Origin of the sequence: Lentzea sp. NEAU-D7 (assembly GCF_026242055.1) — a bacterium.
Taxonomy (GTDB): Bacteria; Actinomycetota; Actinomycetes; order Mycobacteriales; family Pseudonocardiaceae; genus Lentzea.
Genome location: NZ_JAPJDL010000004.1, coordinates 404317 through 430944, shown reverse-complemented (window position 1 = coordinate 430944; position 26628 = coordinate 404317). Strand labels below are relative to the sequence as shown.

Below are 26628 nucleotides of genomic sequence, written 5' to 3'. Positions count from 1 at the left end.
ACTCCGTGGACTTCACCCCGACCGAGGCTCAGCGCGAGCTGGCCGCGCTGACCCGCAAGATCCTCGACTCGTCCGACACGCCCTGGCTCGACCTGGTCAAGTCGGGCGTCGTGCCGGAACGGCCCGACGAGTTCGGGGTGCTGGAGCAGTGCTCGGTGCTGGTCGAACTGGGCCGCGCGGTCTCCCCCGTGCCCTACCTGCCCGCGACGGTCGCGGCCTCGGCGCTCGCCGAGTTCGGCACGCAGGAGCAGCGCGAACGCTGGCTGACACCGGGAACCGTGCTGTCCGTGGCGCTGTCGGACGCGGACGGCGTGAAGACGACGGTGCCGTCCGCGTCGGAGGCGGCCGCGTTCCTGGTGGCGCACGAGGAGCAGGTTTTCCTCGTCGAGGCGGAGCAGCTGGAGATCACCCCGCAGGAGCTGGTCGACGGCTCGGACGCGGGGTGCTTCGCGTTCTCCGGCACCGGCGAGGTGGTGCCCGGCCTGTCCCCGGACTGGTTGATCACGCGGTACGCGCTGGGGTTGTGCGCTCTGCAGCTCGGTGTCACCGAACGCGCGCTGGAGCTGACGGCCGAGTACGCGCGGACCCGCGTGCAGTTCGACCGGCCGATCGGCAGCTTCCAGGCCGTGGCACAACGGCTCGCTGATGCGTACATCGACGTCGCGGCGATCCGCCTGACCCTCTGGCAGGCCGCTTGGCGGCTCTCCGAAGGACTGGACGCGGCGGCCGAGGTGGCGACGGCGAAGTTCTGGGCCGCCGACGCCGGGCACCGCGTGGCGCACACCGCCGTGCACGTGCACGGCGGCACCGGCATCGACATGAGCCACGACGTCCACCGCTACTTCACGGCGGCGAAGCGCCACGAGTTCGAGCTGGGCGGCGCGACCGCCCAGCTCCTCAAACTCAGCGCAGCTTGGTGAGGCGTTCGACCGTCGCGTCGAACTCCGCCAGCAGGTCCGCGAGGACCTCCGCGACCGGGCGGACCTCGTTCATCCGCCCGACGACCTGACCGACCGGCATCGAGACCACCGTCGGGTCGTCGGACCGGGCGATCCGCAGGTGTGCCTCGCTGACCAGGATGTTCTGCAACGGCATCGGCAACGGTTCCGGGGCGCCCGGCGCGGACCACGCCTCGGTCCACCGCGTCTTCAGCAGCCGCGCGGGTTTGCCGGTGTAGACGCGGGTCCGGACGGTGTCGCTGGACCCGGCGGCGAGCAACGCCTCCTTGGTGCTGGAGTTGCCCAGGGTGTACTCGGCGGTGGTGAGCCAGTACGAGCCCATCCAGACACCGGACGCGCCGAGCGCCATCGCCGCGGCGGCCTGCCGTCCCGAGCCGATGCCGCCCGCGGCGAGCACAGGGACGTCCACCGCGTCCACGATCTCCGGCACGAGCACCATCGTCGCGACCTCACCCGTGTGGCCGCCGGCCTCGTAACCCTGCGCCACCACGATGTCGACGCCGTTGGCCACGTGCCTGCGCGCGTGCTCGGCCTTGCCCGCCAGCGCCGCCACCGGGACGCCGGCCGCGTGCACCCGTTCGATGACGTCGGTGGGCGGCGAGCCCAGGGCGTTCGCGATGAGCCGGATCGGGTGCTCCAGGGCCACGTCGACGTGCGAGCGCGCGACCGAGTGCAGCCAGCCGAGCACGCCCTCGCCGCCCTCGCCGTCGGGCAGCGGCGGCACGCCGAGCTTCAGCAACGTCTGTTGCACGAACTCCTTGTGGCTCTGCGGGATGAGGCTCGCCAGGTCGATCTGCGTGCCTTCCTTCGGCACGGTGGCGGGCATGACGATGTCGACGCCATAGGGCTTGCCGTCGGTGTTCTCGTCCATCCACGTCAACGCGCGGTCGAGGTCCTCCGCGTCGTTGAACCGCACGCACCCGAGGACACCGAGCCCGCCTGCCCGGCTGATCGCCGCCGCCACGTGCTCGGACGGCGTGAAGCCGAAGACGGGGTGTTCGATGCCCAGCTCGTCACACAGGCTGGTGCGCATGATCCTCCACGTGGCGCTTCGCCCACTGGTAGTCGGGTTTGCCGCTGGGGGTGCGGCCGATCTCGGTGACGAGCCACAGCGAGCGCGGCACCTTGTAGCCGGCGAGGGTCTCGCGGACATGAGCGTCCAGTTCGGACAGTGTCGGCGTCGCGCCGTCGCGCGGCTGGACGATCGCACCGACGCGCTGGCCGAGCAGGTCGTCGGGGATGCCGATCACGAGGGCGTCGAACACGTCCGGGTGCGACTTCAGCACTCCCTCGACCTCCTCGGGGAACACCTTCTCGCCGCCGGTGTTGACGCAGGTGTTGCCGCGCCCCAGCAACGTGATGTCGCCGTCCTCCTCGAAGCGGGCGAAGTCGCCGGGCACGGTGAACCGCCTGCCGTCGACCTCGACGAACATCCGCGCGGTCTTCTCGGGGTCCTTGTAGTAGCCGAGCGGGATGTGCCCGCCGCGCGCCAGCTTGCCGATGACGCCCGGCTTCGGCTCCAGCTTGTTCCCGTCCTCGTCGATGACGATGGTGTCCTCGTTGAGCTTCACCTTGGTGCCGTCGGTCTTCACGATCTCCTTGGGCACCGCGCCGATGCCGGTGGACCCGGTCTCGCTCGACCCGATCGACTCCAGCAGCGTCGTGTGCGGCAGGTGCTCGTGGTACTGCTTCTTGACGGTGTAGGAGAACAACGCGGCGCTGCTGTTGAGGATGTACAGCGACGAGCCGTCGTACGTGCCGCGCTGGAACTCCTCGATCAGCGGCCGGCCCATGGCGTCTCCGGTGATGACGGCGACCTGGACCTTTTCCCTTTCGATCACCCGCCAGATCTCGGCGGGGTCGAACTTGGGCACCAGCACCACCGTGCTGCAGCTGAACAACGCGCCCAGCACGGCCCACTGCGCCGCGCCGTGGATCAGCGGCGGCAGGCACAGCCGGATGAGCCCGTAGTCCTTGCCCGCCTTGGCCTGCTGCCACTCGTCCGTCAGCCGTTCGCCGGTGACGAAGTCGATGCCGCCGCCGAGCGTGCGCCACACGTCCTCGTGGCGCCACATCACGCCCTTGGGCATGCCGGTCGTGCCACCGGTGAACAGGATGTAGAGGTCGTCGGGGCTGCGCGGCCCGAAGTCCCGCTCCCCCGACTCCTCGGCCAGCGCGGTCTCGTAGTCGGCGCCCTCGAAGTCCTCTTCCGACTCGTCGTCGATCACGACGGTGTGGCCGGGCGCGCCGACCTCCGCGACCAACGGCGAGTACCGCCGTTCGTGTACGAGAGCGGTCAGGTCCGCCTCACCGAACAAGTATTGCAACTCGTTCTTGGTGTAGCGGTAGTTGACGTTGATCGCCACGGCGCGCAGCTTGTAGACCGCGAGCATGGCTTCGACCAGCTCGATCGAGTTGCGCGCGTAGAGCCCCACGTGCGCACCCTGCGTCACGCCGTTCTTTGCCAGGTGGTGAGCCAGTTTGTTGGCTCGCGACTCGAGCTCGGCGTAGGTGACCCGCTTGGCCCCGCACACGAGCGCGGTCCTGTCGGGCACGGTGTCGGCGGCGTGTTCAACGAGGTCTGCGACGTTGAGGGCCATGGTACGCAAAGTAGAACGTGTTACTGTTCTGGACAATCCCCCGTGCGGTCAGACTCGATCCAGGAGGCGCGCGAATGACGACCACGACGGAACCCCACGCGTTGGTGGAACTGACCGGCAACGTCCTGGTCGTCACGATGAACCGCCCGGAGGTCCGCAACGCCCTGTCCGGCCCCATGCTGGCCATCATGAAGGACGCGTGGGACCGGGTGGACTCCGATCCGGACGTCCGCGTCTGCGTCCTGACCGGCGCGGGCGGAGCGTTCTGCGCGGGCGCGGACCTCAAGGCGATGACGTCGAACCACCCCAGCGAGAACGCCGGCAAGTTCGACTTCTCCGTCATCGAGCCGCTGCTCAAAGGACGCCGGTTGACGAAACCGCTGATCGCCGCGGTGGAAGGCCCCGCCGTCGCGGGCGGCACGGAGATCCTGCAGGCGACCGACATCCGCGTGGCCGGCGAGAGCGCGCGGTTCGGCGTCTCGGAGGCGCGCTGGGGCCTGTTCCCGCTGGGCGGCTCGGCGGTGCGGCTGCCGCGCCAGATCCCCTACACCGTCGCGGCCGACCTCCTGCTGACCGGACGGCACATCCGGGCCGCGGAGGCCAAGGAGATCGGGCTGATCGGGCACGTGGTGCCGGACGGCCAGGCCCTGGACAAAGCCATGGAACTGGCCGCCCTGATCACGGCCAACGGGCCGATCGCGGTGCGGAACATCCTGCGGACCATGCGGGAGACCGAAGTGATGCACGAGAACGAGGCGTTCACAGTGGACGCCCGGCTCGGCATGGAGGTGTTCTCCAGCGAGGACGCGAAGGAAGGCCCTCGCGCCTTCGCGGAGAAGCGCAAGCCGGAGTTCAAGGGCCGGTAGGTGCGTTCCGAACCACTTCGTTCGCGCCCGTAACACTTCGCGGCACCGGTCCGATCTGCGAATCACACATCCGCAGTCCGGGGGGCAGGGGCCAGTCGTGAAGCACGCCGAGCAGGAGACCGACAACGAGATCGAGGGCAACGTCAGCGGCACGGCGTTCCAGGCCGGGTCGATCGCGTTCAACCTCGGTTCCCCCGGCAAGTCCAAGCGGGGCAGGGTGTTCTGGAGCCTCGCCACCTCGGCGGTGGTGGTCGCCTTCGTGGTCGCTTCCACGCTGGCGATGAAGCTGACGGCTCCCGGCGGGCCGACGAGGGAGACGCCCGCCGCGGCCACCGGTGCGAGCCCGGTCGAGGCCGCCGTCGTCCCGGCACCGGTCTCCACCGGCGCCCTGCCCGCCCCGGCCACGGCAGCCCGGCCGGGCCCGAACGTCCAGCCGGGGCGCCAGACCACCAGTGCACCTGCCGTCGTCCCACCGGTCACCACGACGACGACAACCACCGCCAAAGCGGTCACGGTCCCCTCCGTGTCCGCGGGCGACGACGTCCGGTTCAGCGGCACCGTGCCGTTCGGCAGCTACAACCTCGATCTGGCCCAACCTCGCGGCATGGACGGCATGAACGTCTGGCCCCTGACGCCCGGCCGTCTGCACGGCGACGAGAACTACTGGCTGGCGGAGTGGACCGGCGACGGCACACCGGGAAAAGCCGAGTGCGACACCGACATCTCCCAGCGCGGAACGAGGGACGCCACGAACCTGGTCGCGGGCAGCCGGGTCTGCGGGCGGACACCCGGCGGCCGGACCTTCCTGGTCGAGGTCGCCGCCGTGGACAGCACGACGATCACCGGTCAGGTCACGGTGTGGGAGTGACGCTCCCGTGTGCCAAGGTCTGTCCATGACCCGCGCCGTCGCCATCATCGACCTCGACGACTGCCTGATCCCGGACGGCGCCGCGGTGCGCGCCGCCGTCCGCGCGGTGCTGGAAGAACTCTCGATCGTCGCCGACGAGCAGGCGGTCGGCACGGTGCTGGCCGCCGCCCGGCGGGAGTGGCGCGGCAACCCGCATGTCACACATCCCGAGGTGCAACGGGTCGCCTCCTGGGAGGCGCTCTGGGCGGACTTCCACGACCTGCCCATGCCCGAGGCGTCGATCAGGGCACTGGTCGGCAACGACGTGCGGGCGTGGCGGCTGGCCCTCGACGACCTCGGCAGCACGGCGGACGCCGAGGCAGCCGCCCTGGCGTTCCGCAGGCTGCGCAGCGCCCTCGTCGTCCCGTTCCCCGGCGTCGAGTCCGCATTGGACTCACTCCGGGAACGCCACGAGCTGTGGCTGGCCACGGACGGCTGCCGGTCGCTCCAGCGCGCGAAGCTGCGCCTGTCCGGTCTCGCCGAGCGGTTCCAGCGCGTGTTCGTCTCGGGCGAGGTCGGGCATCCCAAGGGCACCGCGGAGTTCACGGCCGCGGTCAGGACCGCGCTGACGGAGGGACGGACGGTGTGCCTCGTCGCCGGTGACAGCACGACCACCGATCTCCTGCTCGCGGAGACCGGTGGCTGGCCGTTCGTCCGGATCACCGACGAGGTGCGGTTCGCCGACGTGCCCAACTACTGCCGTTGCCCTTAGCTCGGGTTTCAACCTTTGATGTCCGTTGTCGAGGTCCTGCCGGGCTCGTGGTGTAGAACTCGTGGCGGAACCTGGGCAGGTCCCCCAGCGCATCGGTTGCGCTGGTGTGGTGCACACCGATCGTCGAAGCCCTTGGTTGTGATCTTCCGTCTGTCGCAGGAAGGAAAGACCAACCAAGGGCTTCGTGCATGAGCAACCAGGTGTCCGTCGGACAAGCTCGCAGTGGTTCGGGGGCAGTGGTTCGGGGTGAGTGGCGGCATCCGCTTCCGTCTCAACAGGACCGTGCTGCGAGAACGGTCACACGATCTGCGATCATCCCGGTCATGGATCGTTATGAGCAGTTCCGCAGTGCCGCAGTCGATCGGGGCATTCCCGAGGACGAGATCGGCAAGTTCGCCGAGCTGATTCGGTTCGGGGTCTGGACCTGGCTGAGCACGGGTGAGGGCGAAGTCGTCGGTCAGGTCGGCGGCCTTCCCCGGTTACCGGTGGGCGTGGAATGGCCAGGGGGTAGCTTCCCGTTGCCGTTCATCGGGTCTGTCGACTGTGCGGCTCTTCCCCGGGCCGAGGGACTCGGTCTGCCGGAGGACGGGTCGCTGTTGTTCTTCCTGCACCACGAGGAGGACATCGAGGAGTACCCCACTACCGACTACTCGCGGGTTCTGCACGTTCCTGCGGGCACGGAGACCGAGGAGGCGGCGCCGCCGCCCGGCCACGACTCCAGGTCGACCTACATGGACGCGACCATTCCGTTCCTCATCCCCGAGCACTGGATCGTCGCGCGGGTGCGGCCCGAGTTGCCGGAGTGGATCGAGAATCGGGACGTGCGGTTCGCGACGGCCGATGTGAAGGAGTTGTTCGGCTCGCTGAAGCACCTCGACGAGTTGTGCGGGGTCGTCGAGCAGCTCTGGCCGGAGGAGAGGCCGAACCACCACAGCACGCTCCAACTCGGCGGGTACTGCCGCAACATCGGCAGTGGGCACAGCCCGCACTCACAGATGGCCGGGGTCCACGCGCAGGGGCAGCGCAGGGCGAACCCCGAGATGTCCCAGGACGAGTGGCGGCGCCTGGAGCACGAAGAGGAGGAGCGGCTGGTACGACAGTGGGTGCCGCTCGCCCAGTTCTCCACGGAGAGCGAGTTCTACTACGGGTGTTTCCTGATCGACGAGGACGACCTCGCTGCCAAGAGGTTCGACAAGATCCATTCTTGCACGATGTTCACCGAGTGAAGCCGGTCGGCGCGCCCATCGGGTTCCGGTGGCGCCGTGAGGGCGAGGCGTTGCGGGCCGTCGACGCGTTCATCTGTCGCACGTCGCTGACGATGGAGTACGACTGAGGTCTGCCTTTGAGGTCATCCCGCAGACCGGCGTGATCCTGGCGAACCCCGGCCAGCCGGGCGTGACGATGCCGTCCGGCCTCGGCGGCCATCGCCTGCGAGTGCGACACGACGCAGCCCGACCCGGCGTTGTCGCCGAAGGAACGCGCCCGGTTCACCGCCGAACGAGACGCCGCCCGCAACCGCGAGTGCGTCGGTCCGGCCGGTTGCTCGTGGAGGATCGGCGCCGCCCCTGGGAACGCGCACCAGCCACACCCGCCCGGCTGTCCCCAGCCCGCGTCCGCCGAGGACTTCGTGCGATCCGACCGATGATCGCCTCACCCGCGAACACACCGAAATCCTGCCACCCAGGCCCCGGACACCCAGCCGGGTCACGAAACCGGCTTACGACACAACACCACGAGCCCGGCAGGACCTCGACAACGGACGTCAAAGGTCGAAACCCGCGCTTAGACGTCGTTGGCCGCGATGTACCCGAACGTCATCGCGGGCCCGATCGTCGACCCCGCCCCGGCGTAGCTCCGCCCCATCACGGCCGAGCTCACGTTGCCCGCCGCGTACAGGCCGGGGATCACCGACCCGTTCGGCCGCAGCACGCGGGCACGCGCGTCCGTCACCAGGCCGCCCTTGGTGCCGAGGTCACCGGGCACGATCTTGAAGGCGTAGAACGGCGGCGTCCACAGCGGCGCGAGGCAGGAGTTCGGGAACACCGCCGGGTCCGTGTAGTAGTGGTCGTAGGCGCTGTCGCCGCGCTGGAAGTCGGTGTCCCGGCCGGTCAGGGCCTGGTTGTTGAACCGGCTCACGGTCGACCTCAGGTTCGCGCCCGGGACGCCGATGGCCGAGGCCAGGCCGTCGAGCGACCAGTTCTTCACGACGGCACCGGACTGGTACCAGCCGTCGGGCAGCGGCAGGGCCGGTGCCACGTCGGCGAAGAGGTACCTGTTGCGGTAGTTCTGGTCGACGACGAGCCAGGCCGGGATGCACGGGTCGGACGGGTTCTTGTCGTACATGACGTGCACGACGTCGCTGTAGGGCGCGGCCTCGTTGACGAACCGGCGGCCCGCCGCGTTGATCATCAGGCCGCCGGGGAGGGTGCGTTCGGCCAGGCAGAAGTACGGGGTGCCGGGCACCGGGATCGCGGGGCCCCACCAGGCGTCGTCCATCAGGTCGAGCGCCGCGCCGGCCCGCTGGCCCGCGCGGTGGCCGTCGCCGGTGTTCTCCCTGGCGCCGACCGTCCACTGTGTACCGATGGGCTGGCGCTGGTACTGGGCGCGCATGGCCGCGTTGTGTTCGAAGCCGCCCGAACCCATGATCACGCCGCGCCGTGCGCGCACGGCTCCGCGGGAGGTCAGCACTCCCCTGACGGCGCCGTTCTCCACGATCAGGTCTGTCAGACCGGTGTTCAGCCAGACCGGGACGTTCGCCTGCAGCAGGCCCGCGCGAAGGCCGCCGGCCAGCGCCTGGCCCATCGTCAGGGGCTTCTGCCCGGCCAGGGCCGCCGCGGTGCCGCGTGCCAGGGCGGCGGCCGCGGTCGCCGCGCCCTTCGCGTTGACCAGGGCCAGCGCGAGCCACTTGTAGTCGGCGCCGTAGATGACCATGCCTGCCGGCGTGGCCAGGTAGGGGGCGTTCAGGTTCGTCAGCTCGGCGCCGAGGACGCGGCCGTCGAGCATCTCCGGCTCGATCGAACGGCCCTTCGCGATGCCGCCGGGGTACTCCGGGTAGTAGTCGCTGTAGCCGTCCATGTGCCGGAAGCGCAGGGGGCTGTTGCGCATGACGAACGAGATCATCCGCGGCCCGTGCGCCAGGTAGGCCTGCTGCCGCGCGAGCGGGATGTCACCGACGACGGCCGCCAGGTACTGCGCGGCCTTCGCCGGCGTGTCCGGCACGCCGGCCGCCAGGATCACCTCGTTGTTGGGGATCCAGATGCCGGCGCCCGAGCGGGCGGCCGAGCCGCCGTAGGTCGGCGCCTTCTCGACGACCACGCAGCTCAGACCGCGCTTGGCGGCGGTCAGCGCGGCGGTCATGCCGGCCGCTCCCGCGCCCACCACCACGACGTCGAACTCGCCGAGATCGGCGGAGGCGGTCCCAGGTCTGACCAGTCCGGAGGCCAGCGCGAGACCGGCTCCGGCGAGCACCTGACGGCGGTTCAGGTTCACGGGTTCACTCCAGACATCGTCTTCCGGTGGTCCCAGCTGGCGGTCTTGGTCGGACGGAAGATCACGGCGACGCGTCGGGACATCGCCTTGTGCAGGGCTTCACGGGCTTCGGGGTCGGTGCCGACCTCGCCGAAGTTGCGCGCCACGACGGCGTCCACCACCCGCCCGAGGTCCGGCGTGAACTCGGTGACGCCCTCCATGTGCACGCCGCGCAGCTGGTCGTAGGTCTCCCCCGCCTCGGCCAGCACGCTGCAGCGCGGGTCCCGGCGCAGGTTCACGATCTTCTGCGACTTGCGGTCCGTGCAGAACACGAGCTCGCCGTCCACCCACGCGAACCACATCGGCGCGAGGTGCGGCAGGCCGTTGCGGCCGATGGTGGCGACGATGAGCGTCTTCTGGCCCTGGAGGAAGGTCTCGACCTCGTCCGGCGTCATCCTGATGAGGTCACGCAAGGTCGCGCAGCTTCCGCTTGTACAGCTTGCCGTTCGGGTCGCGCGGCAGTTCGGCCAGGTACTCGACCGTCCGCGGCAGCTTGAACTTCGCGAGCCGGGTGCGCGCGAACTCCAGCAGCTCCTCGGTCAGGGCCTCGGACGCCTCCACGCCGTCCGCGGGCTGCACGACCGCCTTGATCGACTCGCCCCAGTCCGGGTGCGGCACGCCGAACACCGCGACGTCCGCGACCTTGGGATGGCAGATCAGCTCACCCTCGATCTCCGCCGGGTAGATGTTCACACCGCCGGAGATGATCATGTCGTTCTTGCGGTCGCACAGGAACAGGTAGCCGTCCTCGTCCAGGTACCCGATGTCCTGCAACGTGAAGAGCTTGCCGACGCGTGCGGCCCGGGTCTTCTCCGCGTCCTTGTGGTACTCGAAGGTCGCGTCGCCCATCCGCATGTAGACCAGGCCCTGCTCGCCCACCGGGAGCTCGGTGCCGTCCTCACCCAGGATCTTGATCTCGGACGTCGGCCACGGCAGACCGACCGATCCCGGCTTGCGCAGCCATTCCTGAGCGGTGATCGCCGTGCCGCCGCCCTCGGTGGCCGCGTAGTACTCGATCACGACTGGCCCCCACCAGTCGAGCATGCGGCGCTTGACCTCCAGCGGGCACGGCGCCGCGCCGTGGATCATCGCGCGCAGCGAACCCGTGTCGTACTTGGCCTTCACGTCGTCCGGCAGGGCCAGCAACCGGTGGAACTGGGTCGGCACCATGTGGCTGTGGGTGACCTTGTGCCGCTCGATCAGCCGCAGCATGTCCTCCGGCGCCCAGTGGTCCATGAGCACGGTGGTGTGGCCGAGCTGGATCGAGATGACGACGAAGTTGAGCACCGCCGTGTGGTAGAGCGGCGACCCGCACAGGTGCACGTGCCCGTCGTGCGGCTTGATCCCGAAGATGCCGAAGAACCAGGCGGCGGACGGCGGTACGACGTCCGGGTCGGCGCCGGTCAGCGGCCTGCGCACGCCCTTGGGGCGGCCGGTCGTGCCGGAGGTGTAGAGCATCGGCGACCCCGTGGTGCGGCCGTCCGGCCTGCCTTCCCCGCCCTCGCCGAGCTTCGCCAGCGGCGTGAAGCCCGCGATCTCACCGACGGCGAACCGCGCCTGCGGCGGAAGGCCCGCCGCGGCTTCGGCGGCCGCCTCGGCGAACCGCTCGTGGGCGACGAACGCCTTGGCACCGCTGTCCTGCACGAGGTACGCGACCTCGGCCCCGGTGAGGTGCCAGTTGGCCATCACGACGTAGAGGCCGGTCTGGTAGGCGGCGAAGTACACCGCCACCAGGTCGGCGCTGTTGGGCAGCATCAGCACGATGCTGTCGCCGGGTTCGAGACCCAGTGCCCGGAACCCGCGTCCGCAGCGGTTCGCGGTGTCCGCGAGCTCCGAGTAGGTGATCTCGCGACCACTCGGATCGACCAGCGCGGTCAGGTCCGGCTGATCGGCAGCGATGTTCCAGAGTCCTGTGACCACACCCTCAAAGTAGAACGCGTTTCACTTACTGACAAGCCTCCGACAAGGCCTTGATCGAGGCAACGTCGCGGCAGCCGACGAGCAGTGTCGTGACGCCCGCCTTCTCCCAGCGGCGGACCTCGTCGCGGACGTGCTCGGCGGTGCCGACGATGCTGATCTCGGCCACCAGCTCGTCCGGAACCACCTGCGCCGCCTCGTCCTTGCGCCCGGCCTGGAAGAGCCTGCCGATGTCCTGGACGACCTCGCCGTATCCCATGCGGGTGAACACCTCGGCGTGGAAGTTCATGCCGGGCGCGCCCATTCCGCCGATGTACAAAGCGACGAACGGCTTCAGCATCGCCCGCACCGAGGCCGGGTCATCGGTCACGACGACCTGACAGGTGGCCGCGACCTCGAAGTTCTCCCTGCTGCGAGGGGAATCCGTCCGGCGCGACTTCGCGAAGCCCTCGTCCAGCCACTCGTCGTACATGCCGGCGAGCCGTGGCGCGTAGTAGATCGCGAGCCAGCCGTCCGCGATCTCCGACGTCAGCGCGACGTTCTTCGGACCCTCCGCACCGAGCCAGATCGGCAGGTCGGCGCGCAGCGGGTGCGTGATGGGCTTGAGCGGCTTGCCGAGCCCCAGGGCACCGGGTCCCTGATAGGGCAACGGGTAGTGCGGACCGTCGTTGCGCACCGGCGCCTCGCGGGCCATCACCTGGCGCAGGATCGACACGTACTCCCTGGTCCTGGCCAGGGGTTTCGCGAACGGCCGTCCGTACCAGCCCTCGACGACCTGCGGCCCGGACACGCCCAGGCCGAGCACGAACCGTCCGCCCGAGAGGTGGTCCAGGGTCAGCGCGTGCATCGCGCAGGCCGCCGGTGTGCGCGCCGACATCTGCACGACGGACGTACCCAGCCGCACGCGCGAAGTCCCGGATCCCCACCACGCCAGCGGGGTGAACGCGTCCGAGCCCCACGCCTCGGCGGCGAACACCGCGTCGAAGCCGAATTCCTCCGCCGCCGCCACGAGAACGGCTGCGTTCTGAGGCGGACCGGCGCCCCAGTACCCGAGCTGCAGACCGAGCTTCATGCACTCATCTTGCCACCATTTCGAGAACCTGTTTCACTTTGATCTGTGACTCGGCCGCTGAGTGCTCCGCTCGACGTTGGCTTCGACTACACGCGCTCCCTCGGCCCGACGCTGGGCCGGTTCCTGTCGGATCTGCGCCGCCGCAAGGTGACCGGGATCCGCGGCAGCGACGGGCGCGTGCACGTGCCGCCGCTCGAGTACGACCCCGTGACCGCCGAACGCCTGCACGAGTTCGTGGACGTGGCGGCGACCGGTGTCGTGCGCGGGTGGTCGTGGATTCCCGAGCCCCTCGAAGGACAGCCGCTCGACCGGCCGTTCGCGTGGGCGCTGATCCAGCTCGACGGAGCGGACACCTCGCTGTTGCACGCCGTCGACGCCGGTTCACCGGAGCAGATGGCGACCGGAACACGGGTGCGCGCAAGGTGGCGCGGCGAACGGGTCGGCGCGATCACCGACATCGAGTGCTTCGAGATCTCCGGCGAACCGGCCGACCCGCCCGCGGAGGCCGACGACGTCAGCATGGTCACCACGCCGGTGAACCTGCACTACACGCATTCCGCGTCGCCCACGGAGGACCCGTTCCTGCGCGGCCTCATGGAGGGCAGGCTGATCGCCCAGCGCTGCCCGGTCTGCGAGAAGGTCTACTTCCCGCCGCGCCCCGCCTGCCCCGTGGACGGCGTGCCGACGACGGACCAGATCGAGCTGTCCGACCGCGGCACCGTCACGACGTACTGCGTGGTGAACGTGCCGTTCCTCGGCCAGCGCATCCCGCCACCGTACGTCTCGGCGTACGTGCTGCTCGACGGCGCGGACATCCCGTTCCTGCACCTGCTGCTCGGCGTCGCCCCCGAGGACGTCCGGATGGGCATGCGGGTGGAGGCGGTGTGGAAGCCGCGCGAGGAGTGGGGCCCGACGATGCAGAACATCGACCACTTCAAGCCCTCCGGCGAGCCCGACGCGCCGTTCGACTCCTACTCCCAGCACCTGTGAGGCTCGCGTGCGTGACATTGCGGTAGTCGGCTTCGCGCAGACGCCCTGCGTGCGCGAGACCGACGGCACCACCAACGGTGTCGAGATGCTGGTGCCGATCTTCCACGAGGTGCTCGGCGGGCTCGGGCTCACCAAGACCGACATCGGTTTCTGGTGCTCGGGCTCCTCGGACTACCTGGCCGGGCGGGCGTTCTCGTTCGTCTCGGCGGTCGACGCGATCGGTGCCTTCCCGCCGATCACCGAGTCGCACGTCGAGATGGACGCCGCGTGGGCGCTCTACGAGGCGTGGGTGAAGCTGCTCTGCGGCGAGATCGACACCGCGCTGGTCTACGGCTTCGGCAAGTCCTCGGCCGGGCAGCTCCGCCGGGTCATGGCGATGCAGCTCGACCCGTACCTCGTGACGCCGCTGTGGCCGGATTCCCTCGGCCTGGCGGGGATCCAGGCGCGCATGGGCATCGAGAACGGTCTGTGGGACGAACGCGCGATGGCCGCCGTGGCCGCGCGGAGCCGTTCCGCCGCCTTGTCGAACCCGCTCGCCCAGCTGTCCGGCGAGGTCGACGCCGACGAGCTGCTGGCCCTCCCGTACGTCGCGGATCCGTTGCGGCGGCACGACTGCGCGCCGATCACCGACGGCGCCGCCACGATCGTGCTCGCGGCCGGCGACAAAGCACGGGAGCTGTGCGACCGTCCCGCGTGGATCACCGGCTTCGAACACCGCACGGACACGCCGTCGTTCGGCACGCGCGACCTGACGACCTCCCCCTCCGCCGTGGCCGCGGGCAAGGCGGCTGGCGCCGACGGCGTGCAGGTGGCGGAGCTGCACGCGCCGTTCACCCACCAGGAGATCCTGCTGCGCCAGGCGTTCGGGCTCGGTGACGACGTGACCGTGAACCCGTCCGGCGGCGTGCTGGCGGGCAACCCGATGTTCGCCGCGGGGCTGGCCCGCATCGGCGAGGCCGCGCGCAGGATCCACGACGGCTCGGCGGCCAAGGTCCTGGGGCACGCCACCAGTGGCCCGCTGCTCCAACAGAACCTCGTGTGCGTGATGGAAGGGCGTGAGTGATGCGACCGGCAGCAGTGGTCGGCGTCGGCCAGACGCACCACGCGGCGAAACGCCTCGACGTGTCGATGGCGGGCCTGTGCCGCGAGGCGATCGACCGCGCGATGGCCGACGCCGGCGTGGACTGGTCCGACATCGACGCCGTGGTCCTCGGCAAGGCACCGGACCTGTTCGAGGGCGTGATGATGCCCGAGCTGTTCCTCGCGGACGCGCTGGGCGCCGTCGGCAAACCGCTGCTGCGCGTGCACACCGCCGGTTCGGTCGGCGGCAGCACCGGCAACGTCGCCGCCAGCCTGGTGCAGTCCGGCGTGCACGACCGGGTGCTGGCCGTGGCGTTCGAGAAGCAGTCCGAGTCGAACGCGATGTGGGCGCTGTCCGTGCCGACGCCGTTCACCATGCCGGTGCACGCGGGCGCGGGCGGTTACTTCGCACCCCACGTGCGCTCCTACATCCGCCGCGCCGGCGCCCCCGAGCACGTGGGCGCGGTGGTCGCGGCCAAGGACCGCCGCAACGGCTCCAAGAACCCGTACGCGCACCTCAAACAGCCGGACATCACCGTCGAGTCGGTGCAAGCGTCCACCATGCTGTGGGACCCGATCCGGTACGACGAGACGTGCCCGTCCTCGGACGGCGCCTGCGCGGTCGTCATCTCCTCGCGGCCGACCTCGGGCCGGGCCGCCTGGATCCGCGCGACCGCGATGCGCACCGAGCCGACGACGTTCGCCGGGCGCGACCAGGTCAACCCGCGGGCGGGCCAGGACGCCGCCAGGGCGTTGTGGAAGCAGGCGGGCATCACCGACCCGCTGTCCGAAGTGGACGCCGCCGAGATCTACGTGCCGTTCTCCTGGTTCGAGCCGATGTGGCTCGAGAACCTCGGTTTCACCGACGTCGGCCAGGGCTGGAAGCTCACCGAGGCTGGCGAGACCGAGATCGGCGGCCGCCTGCCGGTGAACCCGAGCGGCGGCGTGCTCTCGTCCAACCCGATCGGTGCCTCCGGCCTGCTGCGCTTCGCCGAGGCGGCCATGCAGGTCATGGGCACCGCGGGAGAGCACCAGGTCGACGGTGCGCGGGTCGCGCTGGGCCACGCGTACGGCGGTGGTTCGCAGTTCTTCGCCATGTGGGTCGTCGGATCGGAGCAGCCGTGAAGTTCACCGTCGGTATCGCCATGAGCCCGCTCGACCAGCTGACCGATCTGGCCCGGTGCGCCGAGGAGTGCGGCTACGCCTCGATCGCGCTGCCGGACTCCCTGTTCTTCTCGGAGAAGGTCTCCGCGGACTACCCGTACACCCCGGACGGTTCCCGCATGTGGAACGCCGACACCCCGTGGGTGGACCCGTTCGTCGCCGCGGCCGCGATGGGCGCGGTGACGTCACGGATCAACTTCTACACGCAGGTCCTGAAACTGGGCTCCCGCAACCCGCTCCTGCTCGCCCGCCAGGTGGGGTCGGTCGCGCACATGACGGGCAACCGCTTCGGCTTCGGCGTGGGCCTCGGCTGGTCGCCGGAGGAGTTCGAGTGGTGCGGCGTCCCGTTCAAGAACCGGGGACCCCGCGTGGACGAGATGATCGACGTGCTGAAGCTCGTGCTCGGCGGCGGCATGGTCGAGTACCACGGCGACTACTTCGACTTCGACCGGCTGCAGATGTCGCCGGCCCCCACCGCGCCGGTGCCGTTCTACGTCGGTGGCCACTCCCCCGCCGCGTTGAAGCGCGCCGCCCGCGTGGGCGACGGCTGGACGTCGGCGATGATCAAGTTCGAGGAGCTCAGGTCGGTCATCGCGCGGCTCACCGATCTCGGCTGCTTCGAGCGGCCGTTCGAGATCCAGGCCGTGTGCATCGACCGGTTCGGGCTCGACGGCTACCGGCAGCTGGCCGAGATCGGCGTGACCGACACGATCGTGGTGCCCTGGTTGTTCTACGGCGTCGGCTTCGACGGCAGCCTGCAGGCCAAGAAGGACGGACTTCGGCGCTTCGCCGACGAGGTGATCGGAGAGTTCGCGTGACCGCAGTGACCTGGACGGCTTCCAAGACCGAGACCCCCGCCCGCGTGGCTTCGTGGCGTTCGATGGACTGCGTGTCGCGCGGTGCGAAGGACGAGTGGCTGGCCCTGTTCGCCGAGGACGCCGTCGTCGAGGACCCGGTGGGCCCGTCGATGTTCGACGCCGAGGGCAAGGGCCACCAGGGCAAGGAGGCGATCGCCGCCTTCTGGGACCTCGCGATCGCCAACGTGGAGCGCTTCGAGTTCGCCGTGCACGACTCGTTCGCGGCGGGCTCCGAGTGCGCGAACGTGGGCACGATCAGCGCGTTCCTGCCCGGCGGGGCGCGCGTGGACACCGAGGGCGTATTCGTCTACAACGTGGGCGAGGACGGCCTCATCAAGTCGATGCGGGCGTTCTGGGAGACCGAACGGGCACTCGCGACCCTGCGCGTCGAGGCCTGACGCCGCACAGCATGAGGCCCCTCCATCCGCAGGTGGAGGGGCCTCAGTCGTTTCTCACGCGTACTGGACGCGGAACTCCTTGATGCCGTTGAGCCAGCCCGAGCGCAGCCGCCGCGGTTCCGCGACCTGCCTGATGTTCGGCATGGCGTCCGCGATCGCGTTGAAGATCAGGTCGATCTCCAGCCGGGCCAGGTTCGCGCCGACGCAGAAGTGGGCGCCGCTGCCGCCGAACCCGAGGTGCGGGTTGGGGTCGCGGGTGATGTCGAACTCCTCCGGGCTCTCGAAGACCTCCTCGTCGAAGTTGGCCGACGAGTAGAACATCCCGATCCGCTGTCCCTGTTTGATCTCCACACCGCTCAGCTCGGTGTCGGCCATCGCGGTGCGCTGGAACGACACCACCGGCGTGGCCCACCGGACGATCTCGTCGCCGGTCGTCGCGGGCCGCTGGTCCTTGTACAGCTCCCACTGCTCGGGGTGGTCGAAGAACGCCTTCATGCCGTGCGTGATGGCGTTGCGCGTGGTCTCGTTGCCCGCCACGGCGAGCAGCAGCACGAAGAAGCCGAACTCCTCCGACGCGAGCCCGGCGCCGTCCACGTCCGCCTGGACCAGTTTGGTGACGATGTCCTCGCGCGGGCACTTCCGCCGGTCCTCCGCCATCGTCCACGAGTAGCCGAGCAGCTCGGTGGCGGCGGTCAGCGGTTCGATCTCGAACTCGGGGTCGTCGTAGGCGATCATCTGGTTCGACCAGTCGAAGATCTTGCGGCGGTCGTCCTGCGGGATGCCGATCAGCTCCGCGATGGCCTGCAACGGCAGCTCGCAGGCGACGTCCGACACGAAGTCGCCGCTGCCCTTCTCCAGCGCCTCCGCGACGATCCGCTCGGCGCGCGCGGTCAGCGCCTCGCGCAGGCTGTTCACCGCGCGCGGGGTGAAGCCGCGGGAGATGATGCCGCGGACCTTCGTGTGCGTCGGCGGGTCCATGTTCAGCAACAGCAACCGCTGCATCTCGATGTTGTCGCGCGGCATGTCGTCCTTGAAGCGGATGATCGCCGTGTTCTCCCGGCTGGAGAACAGCTCGCTGTTGCGCGAGACCTCCTTGACGTCGCGGTGCTTCGTCACCACCCAGAAGCCCTCGTCGGGGAACCCGCCAGAGCCCAGCGGCTTGGAGTTCCACCAGATCGGCGCGGTCTGCCTCAGTTCGGCGAACTCCTCCAGCGGCAGCCGGCTCGCGTACATGTCGGGGTCGGTGAAGTCGAAGCCTTCCGGGATGCGCGGCTTGCCCACAGGAACCTCCTAGGTGGAACGCGTTCTATCTGATTCAAACACGCTTGCGGCTTGTGTTGAAGCCCCCACACGGCCAATCTGGAGCAACACAGGAACGTGTTCTAGTTAGGTTGCCAAGGAGGCTCGCGTGGGCAGTCCGGTGATCGTGGGAGCGGTGCGCACGCCCATCGGCAGGCGGAACGGCTGGTTGTCCGGCCTGCACGCCGCCGAGCTCCTCGGTGCGGCACAACGGGGGCTGCTCGACCGGACGGGTGTCGATCCGTCCACCGTCGAACAGGTCATCGGCGGCACCGTCACCCAGGCGGGCGAGCAGTCGAACAACATCACCAGGACGGCCTGGCTGCACGCGGGCCTGCCGCAGACCACCGGGTGCACCACGGTCGACGCCCAGTGCGGGTCGGCCCAGCAGTCCACGCACCTCATCGCCGGGCTGATCGCGGCGGGCGCCATCGACGCCGGCATCGCGTGCGGGGTCGAGGCGATGAGCCGCGTGCCGTTGCGCAGCAACATCGGCGAGACCGGCATGCCGCGCCCCGACTCGTGGACCATCGACCTGCCCAACCAGTTCGTCGCCGCCGAACGCGTCGCGGAACGGCGGGGCATCGGGCGCGAGGAGGTCGACCGGTTCGGCGTCCAGTCGCAGAACCGCGCGCGGGCGGCGTGGGCGGCGGGCCGGTTCACCGCCGAGGTCGTGCCGGTGAAGGTCGGCGAAGATCTCGTGGACACCGACCAGGGCCTGCGGGAGACGTCACTCGAAGCGCTGGCGGCTCTCAAACCGGTCGTCCCCGACGGCGTGCACACCGCTGGGACGTCGTCGCAGATCTCGGACGGCGCGTCCGCCGTGATGGTCGTGGACGAGGAGTTCGCGCGGGCGCACGGGCTGAAGCCGCGCGCCCGGATCGTCACGCAGTGCCTGGTCGGGTCGGACCCGTACTACCACCTGGACGGGCCGGTCGACGCCACCGCGCGGTTGCTGGAGCGCAGCGGGATGAAGATGGCCGACATCGACCTGTTCGAGGTCAACGAGGCGTTCGCGTCGGTGGTGCTGTCGTGGGCGGCGGTGCACCGGCCGAACCTGGACCGGGTCAACGTCAACGGTGGCGCCATCGCGATCGGTCACCCCGTGGGCAGCACCGGCACCCGGCTGATCACGACCGCGCTGCACGAGCTGGAGCGCAGGGACGCGGCGACGGCGCTGATCACGATGTGCGCGGGCGGGGCCTTGGCCACCGGCACGATCATCGAACGGATCTGAGGTCCGCGGCGGGGTACGGGGTCCGCCGGCTCTCGTGCTGGAAGCGGCGGTAGAAGTCCTTCATCACCGCGGCGACGTCGTTGTGGCGGCTCAGGACCTCGGCGACCCGCGGCGGAACCCCCTGCGCGCGCAACGCGTACGAGAACCACATGACCAGGTGCGTCACCGTGTAGCAGCGGTCGTAGTCCCGGTTCTCGGCGAAGAACGCGGTCTCCTCCTCGGACAGGTCGAACCGGGAGGAGATCGCGAGGCCGTAGTCCGCGAAGTACAGGCGCTCGCCGTCGGTCAGGACGTTCTGGAAGTGGCCGTCGAAGTGCAGCAGGCCGCGGGAGTTCATGAACTCCACCCCGGCCGCCAGCTCCCGTTCGACCCACTCGCAGGCGCTCTCGAGGTCGTCCTGGTCGTTCAGCCAGTCGTGCAGGTTCCGCGGGACGTACTCCAGGAAGAGCGCGATGCTCGCGGTCGACTCCCTCAGCGCCTCGATGCGGGGGCCCACCTCCGGTCCCCAGTAGCCGACCGCCTGCTCCAGTTCCGCGGGCAGCGTCTGGCCGGGGTGCGGCAGGACCCGCCAGTGGTACATCAGCGGAAAGCCCTCGTGCTCGCCCGCCAGCACCCACTCCGTCGTCATGACGTGCACGGCCAGTTCGCGCCAGGCCCCGAAGCCCGCCGCTCCGATCAGCCCCACGCCGTAGTGCGCGTGCATGGGCAGGTCGTAGAGGTTCGCGGTCGACCTGACGTTCTCCGGCCTCAGCTCCAGCTCCGTCAGCGGCACCCGCTTGACGAACACCGGCGTGCCCGCGACGTCCAGCAACGCCGTCGGCCCGCCGATCCCCGCCACGCCCGGCTCGGCGCGGTCCAGCAGGTCGCCGAGTTCGCCGTCGCTGAGCCGCGACAGCGCGGCGGAGACCGCGGAGTGGGAGGCCGGACGGGTCACATGATCGACGTTACCCGGCTCCGTAGACCGGCGTCGGGTTGTCGCCGGCGACGAGCTCGCGCACGACGCCACCCAGTTCCTCCGGCGACCACCGCTCGCCCTTGTCGATCTCCGGCCCGCGCCGCCACCCGTGCACGACGCAGACACGTCCGCCGTCGACCTCGAACATCCGCCCCGTCACGTCCCCGGCCTCCTCGCTGCCGAGCCACACGACGAGCGGCGAGACGTTCTCGGGGGCCATCGCGTCGAAGCCTTCCTCCGGCGCCGCCATCACGTCCGCGAACGTCGCCTCGGTCATCCGTGTCCGCGCGGCCGGGGCGATCGCGTTGACCGTGACCCCGTAGCGGGCCAGTTCGGCGGCCGCCACCAGCGTCATCGACGCGATGCCCGCCTTCGCCGCCGAGTAGTTCGCCTGCCCGACGCTGCCGAACAGGCCCGCGCCGGACGACGTGTTGATCACCCGCCCGGACACCGCGCCGCCCGCCTTGTGCACGGCACGCCAGTGCGCGGCGGCGTGGTGCAGCGTCGCGAAGTGACCCTTGAGGTGAACGCGGACGACCTCGTCCCACTCGTCCTCGCTGCACCCGACGACCATGCGGTCCCGCACGATGCCGGCGTTGTTGACGAGCACGTCCAGTCCGCCGAACTCCGACACGGCGGTGTCGACCAGCCGTTTCGCACCCGCCCAGGTGCCGACGTCGTCGGTGTTGACGACGGCCCGCGGCCCGATCAGCTCCGCCACCTCGCCCGCGACCGCCGCGGACAGGTCGTTCACCACGACCCTGGCCCCGGCGGCACCGAACGCCAGCGCGTGGGCACGGCCGATGCCGCGCCCGGCCCCTGTCACGATCACAACCCGGTTCATCAAGAGCCCCCATCGGCAGCGGTCAGGAACGCGGGTGCCTCTCCCCCGCCGTGCACGACCAACGTGGCGCCGCTGACGTAGGACGCCAGCGGCGAAGCCAGGAACACCGCGCACGCGCCGACCTCGTCCGGCGACGCGAGGCGCCCCAGCGGCACGGTCCTCGCCACGGCCTCGATCCCGGCCTCGGAGCCGTAGTGCAAATGCGACTGCTCCGTGCGCACCATGCCAACGGCCAGCGCGTTGACCCGCACCTTCGGCGCCCACTCCACGGCCAGCGACGAGGTCAGGCTGTCGAGACCGGCTTTCGCGGCACCGTAGGCGGCGGTTCCCGGAGACGGACGCCGCCCGCTGACGCTGCTGACGTTCACGATCGCCCCGCCGGAAGCCTGGGCCTGCATGACCGCGTTGGCCGCCTGGGACACCAGCAGCGGTGCCAGCAGGTTCAGCTCGACGATCTTCGAGTGGAACCGCGGCGACGCCTTGTCCGCCAGCGCGAACGGCGCCCCACCCGCGTTGTTGACCACGACGTCGAGCCGGCCGTGCTCGGCGGCGATCCCGGACACCAGCGCGCCCACCTGATCGGCATCCCGCACGTCGCACGCCACGAACGACGCGCCGGCCACCTCGGCGGGACGCCGCGCACACGTCACGACGACGGCCCCAGCGCCGAGAAACGCGCGGGTGATGCCCAGACCGACACCCCGCACGCCGCCCGTCACGAGGACCACTGCTCCGTCGAGGTCCAGTTCCACATGCACCTACCCCGGTCGCTCCGGCACTGCTAAATTACCAAGCAATCGCTTGGTTCGGAAGGCGGCTCAATGGGAATCTCCAGCAGCCACACCGAAAACGGCATCGTCGAGGTCACCGTCGACTACCCCCCGGTCAACGCCATCCCCTCCCGGGGCTGGTTCGAGCTGGCCAAGGCCATCACGTCCGCGGGCGAGGACCCGGAGACGAGGGTGGTGGTCCTGAGGGCCGAGAACCGCGGCTTCTGCGCGGGAGTCGACCTCAAGGAGATCCAGCGGGCCGAGGGCTACAACGCACTCGTGGCGGCGAACCGGGGCTGCGCCAAGGCTTTCGCGGCCGTGTACGACTGCGAGGTGCCGGTGATCGCCGCGGTGAACGGGTTCTGCCTCGGTGGTGGCGTGGGCCTGGTCGGCAACGCGGACGTCATCGTGGCGTCCGACGACGCCACGTTCGGCCTGCCCGAGGTCGACCGTGGCGCGCTCGGCGCCGCGACCCACCTGGCCAGGCTCGTGCCGCAGCACCTGATGCGGACGCTGTACTACACGGCCCGCAACGTCAGCGCGCAGACGCTGCACCACCACGGCAGCGTCGTCGAGGTCGTACCGCGCGTCCAGCTCGACGACGCGGCGCGCGAGATCGCCAAGGAGATCGCGAAGAAGGACACGGCGGTGATCCGCGCGGCCAAGGAGGCCATCAACGGCATCGACCCGCAGCGCGTGCACCAGAGCTACCGCTTCGAGCAGGGCTTCACCTTCGAGCTGAACCTCACCGGTGTGTCGGACCACGCCCGGCAGGCCTTCCTGGACGGACACCATGCGCGACAAGCGAATGACAGCTGACGAGGTCGTCGGCGAGATCAAGGGCGGGATGACCGTCGGCATCGGCGGCTGGGGCTCGCGGCGCAAGCCGATGGCCCTGGTCAAGGCCCTGCTGCGCTCCGGCGTCAGCGACCTCACCGTCGTGACGTACGGCGGGCCGGACGCCGGGCTGCTGTGCGCGGCGGGCAAGGTCCGCAAGCTGGTCTACGGCTTCGTCTCGCTCGACTCGATCCCGTACGACCCGTGGTTCAAACGAGCGCGCGAGACCGGCGCGATCGAGGTGCTGGAGCTGGACGAGGGCATGTTCCAGACGGGACTGCGCGCCGCCGGGCACCGGTTGCCGTTCCTGCCGCTCCGGGCGGGGCTCGGCTCGGACGTGCTGAAGTACGCGCCGGAGCTCAGGACCGTGCGGTCGCCGTACGACGACGGTGAGGAACTGGTCGCCATGCCGGCGTTGAAGCTCGACGTCGCCCTCGTCCACCTCAACCGCGCCGACAGGCACGGCAACGCCCAGTACCTCGGGCCCGACCCGTACTTCGACGACCTGTTCTGCCTGGCCGCGGACCGGCGTTACGTCTCGTGCGAACAGATCGTGGAGACGTTCGATGGGCCTCCGCAGACGTTGCTGCTCAACCGGATGATGGTCGACGGCGTGGTGGAGGCGCCGGGTGGAGCGGGGTTCACCAGCTGCGTGCCCGACTACGGCCGCGACGAGGCACTCCAGCGCCAGTACGCGGAAACGGCCTCCGACCTGGAGAAGTGGCCGGACTTCTACGAGAGGTTCCTGCGATGAGCGACATCACGAGAGCCGAGGTCTGCGTCACCGCCTGCGCCGACCTGTTCCTCGGAGCCGGGGAGACGCTCGCCAGCCCGATGGGCCTCATCCCGTCCCTCGGCGCCAGGCTGGCCCGCCTCACCACCGAGCCCGACCTCCTGCTCAGCGACGGCGAGGCGTTCCTGCTGACGCCCGAGTCCACTGTGGAGGGCTGGCTGCCGTACCGGAAGGTGTTCGACGTCGTCGCGCACGGCCGCCGGCACGTCGTGATGGGCGCGAACCAGGTCGACAGGTTCGGCAACCAGAACATCTCCGCGATCGGCGACCACGCGAAGCCCACCCGGCAGTTGCTCGGCTTCCGCGGTGCTCCCGGCAACACCGTCAACCACCGCACGAGCTACTGGGTGCCCCGGCACAGCACGCGGGTGCTGGTCGAGGCCGTGGACGTGGTGTCCGGCGTCGGCTACGACCGCGCGGCGGGGCCGTTCCACGACGTCCACCGCGTCGTCACGAACCTCGCCGTGCTCGACTTCGACACCCCCGACCACTCGATGCGGGTCGTCTCCGTGCACCCCGGGGTTTCGGTCGACGAGGTCCAGAAGCAGACTTCGTTCCCGCTCGTCGTCCAGGACGTCACCGAGACCAGGCTGCCGACCGGCGAGGAGCTGGAGCTGATCAGGACCCGGCTCGATCCGGGAGGCAAGCGGGACGGGGAGGTTCCGCAGTGAGGACCGCGCTCACCGACCTGGTCGGGGTCCGGCACCCGGTGGTGCAGACCGGCATGGGCTGGGTCGCGGGGCCACGCCTGGTCTCCGCGACCGCCGAGGCGGGAGGGCTCGGCATCCTGGCCTCCGCCACCATGACGTACGCCGAGCTCGAAGCCGCGATCGAGGAGACCCGCTCCCGCACGTCCGAGCCGTTCGGCGTGAACCTGCGGGCGGACGCGCACGACGCGCCGGAGCGGATCGACCTGCTGATCCGCGAACGCGTGGAGGTCGCCTCCTTCGCGCTGGCCCCGAAACCGGACATGATCGCGAAGCTGAGCGACGCCGGGGTCGTCGTGATCCCCTCGATCGGTGCGGCCCGGCACGCCGAGAAGGTCGCGAAGTGGGGCGCCCACGCCGTGATCGTCCAGGGCGGTGAGGGCGGCGGCCACACCGGCGGCGTCGCCACGACGTTGCTGCTCCCGAGCGTGCTGGACGCCGTCGACATCCCGGTGATCGCGGCCGGCGGCTTCTTCGACGGCCGGGGACTGGCCGCCGCGCTCGCGTACGGCGCGGCCGGCATCGCGATGGGCACCAGGTTCCTGCTCACCCGGGAGAGCACGGTCCCGGACGCCGTGAAACACGCCTACCTGCAACGGGATCTGAACGGCACGGTCGTGACCACGCGCGTGGACGGCCTGCCGCACCGGGTCCTGCGGTCGGACCTCGTCGAGCACCTCGAGAGGTCCGGCCGCATCGGCAGTCTGGCGAGGGCGGTGACCAACGCTGCCAGGTTCCGGCGGCACACCGGGCTGAGCTGGCGCGCGATGGTCCGCGAGGGCCTGGCCATGAAGCACGGCAAGGACCTCACGTGGTCGCAGGTGGTCATGGCCGCGAACACGCCGATGCTGCTGCGCGCCGGCCTGGTCGAGGGCAGGACCGACGCGGGCGTGCTCGCGTCCGGTCAGGTCGCCGGGCTGCTGGGCGACCTGCCGGCGTGCGCGGACCTGATCGAGGGCATCGTCAAGGACGCCGAGGCGGCGATCGACCGGCTCAGAGACGTTCGATGATCGTCACGTTCGCCTGACCGCCGCCCTCGCACATCGTCTGCAACCCGAACCGGCCACCCGTCCGCTCCAGCTCGTGCAGCAACGTCGTGAACAGCTTCGTGCCGGTCGCGCCGATCGGGTGGCCCAGCGCGAGCGCTCCCCCGTTGACGTTCACCCGCCCCAGGTCGATCTTGAGCTCCTTGGCCCAGGCCAGCGCCACCGACGCGAACGCCTCGTTGATCTCGAACAGGTCGATGTCCGCGATGGACATGCCCGCTCGCTCCAGCGCGTGGCGGGTGGCCCGGATCGGCGCGGTCAGCATGTAGATCGGGTCGGATCCGCGGGCCGACATGTGGTGCACGCGGGCCCGCGGCGTCAGCCTGTGGTCGCGCACGGCCTGCTCCGACACGACCAGCACCGCCGAGGCGCCGTCGGAGATCTGCGACGACAACGCCGCCGTCGTGCGTCCACCCGGCCGCAACGGCGGCAGCTTCGCCATCTTCTCCGCACTCGTGTCCGGACGCGGGCACTCGTCGGCCGCGACGCCGTTGACCGGCGCGATCTCGCGGTCGAACCGGCCCTCCTTGATAGCGGTGATCGCGCGCAGATGGCTCTGCAGCGCGAACTCCTCCATCTCGCGCCGCGACAGGTCCCACCGCACGGCGATCAGGTCGGCCGCCCGGAACTGGTTGACCTCCTCGTCGCCGTACCGGTGCCGCCAGCCCTCGCAGCCCTCGAACGGGCTGACCGTCATGGCCGACCCGATCGGCACCTGCGACATGTTCTGCACGCCACCCGCGACCACGACGTCGGCCGTGCCGCTCATCACCGCCTGCGCGGCGAAGTGCAACGCCTGCTGGCTCGACCCGCACTGCCGGTCGACCGTCACGCCCGGCACCTGCTCCGGGAACCCCGCGGCCAGCCAGGACGTCCGCGCGATGTCGCCCGCCTGCGGGCCGACGGTGTCCACGCAGCCGAAGATCACGTCGTCCACGTCCGTCGGGTCGACGTCGACGCGGTTGAGCAGCGCCGTGATCACGTGCGCGCCGAGATCGGCGGGGTGCACGTGGCTCAGCTCGCCACCACGCCTGCCCGCCGGGGTCCGCACAGCCTCGATGATGTACGCCTCGGCCACGAGGGCCCTCCT

At 70.2% G+C, this 26628-nt stretch carries 26 protein-coding genes; 15 read left to right on the top strand and 11 right to left on the bottom strand.

Annotated elements, in window-relative coordinates; all coding sequences use genetic code 11:
* Window positions 1-5 precede the first annotated feature (5 nt).
* Complete coding sequence (locus tag ORI60_RS12105; RefSeq protein ID WP_266037194.1) at window positions 6-920, top strand: acyl-CoA dehydrogenase family protein; 915 nt, start codon at window positions 6-8, stop codon at window positions 918-920.
* On the opposite strand, the gene ORI60_RS12100 is transcribed toward ORI60_RS12105, so the two are convergent.
* Complete coding sequence (locus ORI60_RS12100; protein WP_266037193.1) at window positions 904-1992, bottom strand: NAD(P)H-dependent flavin oxidoreductase; 1089 nt, start codon at window positions 1990-1992, stop codon at window positions 904-906. The two genes, ORI60_RS12105 and ORI60_RS12100, sit on opposite strands and share 17 nt — an antisense overlap.
* Entirely contained in the window at window positions 1973-3559 is a 1587-nt protein-coding gene (locus ORI60_RS12095) for an acyl-CoA synthetase (RefSeq protein ID WP_266037192.1), read from the bottom strand. Before ORI60_RS12095 ends, ORI60_RS12100 begins: the two co-directional genes overlap by 20 nt.
* 74 nt (window positions 3560-3633) lie before the next feature.
* On the opposite strand from ORI60_RS12095, the gene ORI60_RS12090 reads away from it, so the two are divergent.
* The 4 genes from ORI60_RS12090 (at window position 3634) to ORI60_RS12075 (ending at window position 7270) form a co-directional block, all read left to right on the top strand.
* Window positions 3634-4425: a crotonase/enoyl-CoA hydratase family protein gene (locus ORI60_RS12090; RefSeq protein WP_266037191.1), complete on the top strand. Its 792-nt coding sequence runs from the start codon at window positions 3634-3636 to the stop codon at window positions 4423-4425.
* A gap of 97 nt (window positions 4426-4522) precedes the next feature.
* Window positions 4523-5293: a hypothetical protein gene (locus ORI60_RS12085; protein ID WP_266037189.1), complete on the top strand. Its 771-nt coding sequence runs from the start codon at window positions 4523-4525 to the stop codon at window positions 5291-5293.
* Window positions 5294-5318: 25 nt separating this feature from the next.
* Window positions 5319-6044, top strand: coding sequence for an HAD family hydrolase (locus ORI60_RS12080; RefSeq protein ID WP_266037188.1), 726 nt, complete (start codon window positions 5319-5321; stop codon window positions 6042-6044).
* A gap of 323 nt (window positions 6045-6367) precedes the next feature.
* Entirely contained in the window at window positions 6368-7270 is a 903-nt protein-coding gene (locus tag ORI60_RS12075; RefSeq protein ID WP_266037187.1) for a DUF1963 domain-containing protein, read from the top strand.
* Window positions 7271-7826: 556 nt separating this feature from the next.
* Here the strand turns inward: ORI60_RS12075 and kstD are convergent.
* From kstD to ORI60_RS12055, 4 genes are read right to left on the bottom strand one after another with little or no spacing between them, the layout of a single operon-like run.
* Entirely contained in the window at window positions 7827-9533 is a 1707-nt protein-coding gene (gene kstD, locus ORI60_RS12070) for a 3-oxosteroid 1-dehydrogenase (RefSeq protein WP_266037186.1), read from the bottom strand.
* Complete coding sequence (locus tag ORI60_RS12065; protein ID WP_266037185.1) at window positions 9530-9985, bottom strand: pyridoxamine 5'-phosphate oxidase family protein; 456 nt, start codon at window positions 9983-9985, stop codon at window positions 9530-9532. Before ORI60_RS12065 ends, kstD begins: the two co-directional genes overlap by 4 nt.
* Window positions 9978-11492, bottom strand: a complete 1515-nt coding sequence (locus ORI60_RS12060) for an acyl-CoA synthetase (RefSeq protein WP_266037184.1) — start codon at window positions 11490-11492, stop codon at window positions 9978-9980. Before ORI60_RS12060 ends, ORI60_RS12065 begins: the two co-directional genes overlap by 8 nt.
* Before the next feature lie 25 nt (window positions 11493-11517).
* Entirely contained in the window at window positions 11518-12561 is a 1044-nt protein-coding gene (locus ORI60_RS12055) for an LLM class F420-dependent oxidoreductase (RefSeq protein ID WP_266037183.1), read from the bottom strand.
* A gap of 45 nt (window positions 12562-12606) precedes the next feature.
* Here ORI60_RS12055 and ORI60_RS12050 point away from each other — a divergent pair, with 45 nt between their 5' ends.
* Genes ORI60_RS12050 through ORI60_RS12030 form a run of 5 tightly spaced genes read left to right on the top strand, consistent with a single transcriptional unit; the run spans window position 12607 to window position 17050 of the window.
* A complete protein-coding gene (locus ORI60_RS12050; protein WP_266037182.1) occupies window positions 12607-13551 on the top strand; it encodes a Zn-ribbon domain-containing OB-fold protein in 945 nt (314 codons plus the stop codon).
* Between the two features lie 7 nt (window positions 13552-13558).
* Window positions 13559-14614: a thiolase domain-containing protein gene (locus ORI60_RS12045; protein ID WP_266037180.1), complete on the top strand. Its 1056-nt coding sequence runs from the start codon at window positions 13559-13561 to the stop codon at window positions 14612-14614.
* Window positions 14614-15756 (top strand): thiolase domain-containing protein, encoded by a 1143-nt coding sequence (locus ORI60_RS12040; protein WP_266037178.1) that lies wholly within the window; start codon window positions 14614-14616, stop codon window positions 15754-15756. The genes ORI60_RS12045 and ORI60_RS12040 overlap by 1 nt, the downstream gene beginning before the upstream one ends.
* Window positions 15753-16613: a TIGR03619 family F420-dependent LLM class oxidoreductase gene (locus ORI60_RS12035; protein ID WP_266037176.1), complete on the top strand. Its 861-nt coding sequence runs from the start codon at window positions 15753-15755 to the stop codon at window positions 16611-16613. The genes ORI60_RS12040 and ORI60_RS12035 overlap by 4 nt, the downstream gene beginning before the upstream one ends.
* Window positions 16610-17050, top strand: coding sequence for a nuclear transport factor 2 family protein (locus ORI60_RS12030; RefSeq protein WP_266037175.1), 441 nt, complete (start codon window positions 16610-16612; stop codon window positions 17048-17050). Before ORI60_RS12035 ends, ORI60_RS12030 begins: the two co-directional genes overlap by 4 nt.
* A gap of 54 nt (window positions 17051-17104) precedes the next feature.
* On the opposite strand, the gene ORI60_RS12025 is transcribed toward ORI60_RS12030, so the two are convergent.
* Window positions 17105-18331: a cytochrome P450 gene (locus ORI60_RS12025; RefSeq protein ID WP_266037174.1), complete on the bottom strand. Its 1227-nt coding sequence runs from the start codon at window positions 18329-18331 to the stop codon at window positions 17105-17107.
* 127 nt (window positions 18332-18458) lie between these two features.
* Here ORI60_RS12025 and ORI60_RS12020 point away from each other — a divergent pair, with 127 nt between their 5' ends.
* Complete coding sequence (locus ORI60_RS12020; RefSeq protein ID WP_266037173.1) at window positions 18459-19586, top strand: steroid 3-ketoacyl-CoA thiolase; 1128 nt, start codon at window positions 18459-18461, stop codon at window positions 19584-19586.
* Here ORI60_RS12020 and ORI60_RS12015 read toward each other — a convergent pair.
* Genes ORI60_RS12015 through ORI60_RS12005 form a run of 3 tightly spaced genes read right to left on the bottom strand, consistent with a single transcriptional unit; the run spans window position 19570 to window position 22143 of the window.
* Window positions 19570-20520: a hypothetical protein gene (locus ORI60_RS12015; protein ID WP_266037171.1), complete on the bottom strand. Its 951-nt coding sequence runs from the start codon at window positions 20518-20520 to the stop codon at window positions 19570-19572. The two genes, ORI60_RS12020 and ORI60_RS12015, sit on opposite strands and share 17 nt — an antisense overlap.
* A 10-nt stretch (window positions 20521-20530) precedes the next feature.
* The gene (locus ORI60_RS12010) at window positions 20531-21385 is read right to left on the bottom strand and encodes an SDR family oxidoreductase (protein WP_266037170.1); all 855 of its coding nucleotides are present in this window, start codon (window positions 21383-21385) and stop codon (window positions 20531-20533) included.
* Entirely contained in the window at window positions 21385-22143 is a 759-nt protein-coding gene (locus ORI60_RS12005) for an SDR family oxidoreductase (protein ID WP_266037169.1), read from the bottom strand. Before ORI60_RS12005 ends, ORI60_RS12010 begins: the two co-directional genes overlap by 1 nt.
* Before the next feature lie 63 nt (window positions 22144-22206).
* On the opposite strand from ORI60_RS12005, the gene ORI60_RS12000 reads away from it, so the two are divergent.
* The 4 genes from ORI60_RS12000 to ORI60_RS11985 are packed head-to-tail and all read left to right on the top strand — an operon-like array spanning window position 22207 to window position 25502.
* A complete protein-coding gene (locus ORI60_RS12000; protein ID WP_266037167.1) occupies window positions 22207-22974 on the top strand; it encodes an enoyl-CoA hydratase family protein in 768 nt (255 codons plus the stop codon).
* Window positions 22949-23746 (top strand): CoA transferase subunit A, encoded by a 798-nt coding sequence (locus ORI60_RS11995; RefSeq protein ID WP_266037166.1) that lies wholly within the window; start codon window positions 22949-22951, stop codon window positions 23744-23746. Before ORI60_RS12000 ends, ORI60_RS11995 begins: the two co-directional genes overlap by 26 nt.
* The gene (locus tag ORI60_RS11990; protein WP_266037164.1) at window positions 23743-24456 is read left to right on the top strand and encodes a CoA-transferase subunit beta; all 714 of its coding nucleotides are present in this window, start codon (window positions 23743-23745) and stop codon (window positions 24454-24456) included. Before ORI60_RS11995 ends, ORI60_RS11990 begins: the two co-directional genes overlap by 4 nt.
* A complete protein-coding gene (locus ORI60_RS11985) occupies window positions 24453-25502 on the top strand; it encodes an NAD(P)H-dependent flavin oxidoreductase (protein ID WP_266037163.1) in 1050 nt (349 codons plus the stop codon). The genes ORI60_RS11990 and ORI60_RS11985 overlap by 4 nt, the downstream gene beginning before the upstream one ends.
* Here ORI60_RS11985 and ORI60_RS11980 read toward each other — a convergent pair.
* Window positions 25486-26616 carry an acetyl-CoA C-acetyltransferase gene (locus ORI60_RS11980; protein ID WP_266037161.1) on the bottom strand — a complete coding sequence of 377 codons (1131 nt, stop codon included), beginning with the start codon at window positions 26614-26616 and terminating at the stop codon, window positions 25486-25488. The two genes, ORI60_RS11985 and ORI60_RS11980, sit on opposite strands and share 17 nt — an antisense overlap.
* Window positions 26617-26628: the final 12 nt, after the last annotated feature.